We start from the raw sequence: 1,630 nt of genomic DNA, 5'->3' as shown, positions 1-1,630 counted from the left end.
ACAGCTACTCGGCCCAGGTCGACATGACCACGGGTACCGAGCAGAAGAAGTTCGACGTGAACAAGAACGCCTGGACGCCGGTCGGCGAGAGCGCCGACGAGCAGGGCCGCGACTTCATGCTCATGGAAATCCGCACCACCAAGTAGCAGGGGAACCGCCCACGCCGCTCCGCCCGCACCACGCCATTCCCTTGACCCCTCCGGCCCGAGCGGGCCGGCATGCGCCCTGGCATGTGTGTGCACGTTCCCGCATGCCCGCGCTTCAATGCCGAAGGAAGAAGCATGTCTGCATCCCTTCCGCGCGCCGCGCGGATCTCCGGCCTGTTGGCCGCCGCCGCCGTGATGTCGGTGGGCCTCGCCGTTCCGGCCACTCCCGCTCTGGCGGTGGCCGGCCCCGAGGCCGCCGCCGGCCAGCTCCCGAACGTCGTGAAGCTCAACCTCGGCGATGAGGCCAACTCCCGTGCGTGTACGGGCACACTGGTCGACCCCCTCTGGGTGCTGACGGCCGCGAGCTGTTTCGCGGCCACGCCCGGTACGCCGGTCCCGGCGGGCAAGCCGGCCCTGAAGACCACCGCGACGCTCAGCGACGGCAAGACCGTCGAGATCACCGAGATCACCCCGCGCGACGACCGTGACGCGGCCCTGGTCCGGCTGGCCACCGCCGTCACCACCATCAAGCCGGCCCCCCTGGCAACTACCGCACCGGCCGCGAACACCGAGCTCACCGCGGCCGGGTACGGGGCGACACCGGCGGACCGCTCCTCAACGCCTCCGGCCAGCTCACCGCCGTCAACTCCCGCTCCTGGCAGGGCGGCTGCCTCGGCACCCCCGCGACCGAGACCCGCACGGGCGCCACCTCCACCCGCACCGACGACCTCACCCAATGGATCAGGACCACGACCTACCGCGCTCCGGCGACGTCCAGCGACTTCAACGGTGACGGGAAGACCGACCTCGCCCTCACCGGCGGGGCAGACTGGACCTGCCTGCCGGTGGCGATGTCCAAGGGCGACGCCACGTTCAACGTCTCCTGCAATGCTCCCGGCATGGACTGGGGTGGCTGGGCCGCGACGCCGAACGTGAAGGTCGTCAAGGGCGACTTCAACGGCGATGGCAAGTCGGATCTTCTCCTGACCGGCGGGGCAGACTGGACCTGCCTGCCCGTCGCGATGTCCAAGGGCGACGCCACGTTCAACGTCTCCTGCAATGCTCCCGGCATGGACTGGGGTGGCTGGGCGGCTGAGGGCGGTGTGAAGGTCGTCTCCGGTGACCTCAACGGTGACGGCAAGTCCGACCTCGCCCTCACCGGCGGCCAGGGCTGGACCTGCCTGCCCGTCGCGATGTCGAAGGGCGACGGCAGCTTCAACGTCTCCTGCAATGCTCCCGGTATGGACTGGGGTGGCTGGGCCGCCACGCCGAACGTCAAGGTCATGTCCGGTGACCTCAACGGTGACGGCAAGACCGACCTCGCCCTCACCGGCGGCCCGGACTGGACCTGCCTGCCCGTCGCGATGTCCAAGGGCGACGGCAGCTTCAACGTCTCCTGCAATGCTCCCGGTATGGACTGGGGTGGCTGGGCCGCCACGCCGAACGTCAAGGTCATGTCCGGTGACCTCAACGGTGACGGCAAG

At 69.6% G+C, this 1,630-nt stretch carries 1 protein-coding gene and 1 pseudogene; both read left to right on the top strand.

All coding sequences use genetic code 11. The features are described from left to right. Positions 1-218: 218 nt before the first annotated feature. Positions 219-746, top strand: a pseudogene (locus AB4039_RS42205) (trypsin-like serine protease); the annotation flags it as partial. A gap of 140 nt (positions 747-886) precedes the next feature. Next, on the top strand, positions 887-1,630 hold a 744-nt coding region (locus AB4039_RS42200; protein WP_442273304.1), incomplete at its 3' end, for an FG-GAP repeat domain-containing protein.

This window comes from Streptomyces sp. M-16, assembly GCF_052114405.1.
In the GTDB taxonomy this organism is placed as follows: Bacteria; Actinomycetota; Actinomycetes; order Streptomycetales; family Streptomycetaceae; genus Streptomyces.
This window is presented reverse-complemented; position numbering and strand designations above follow the sequence as displayed.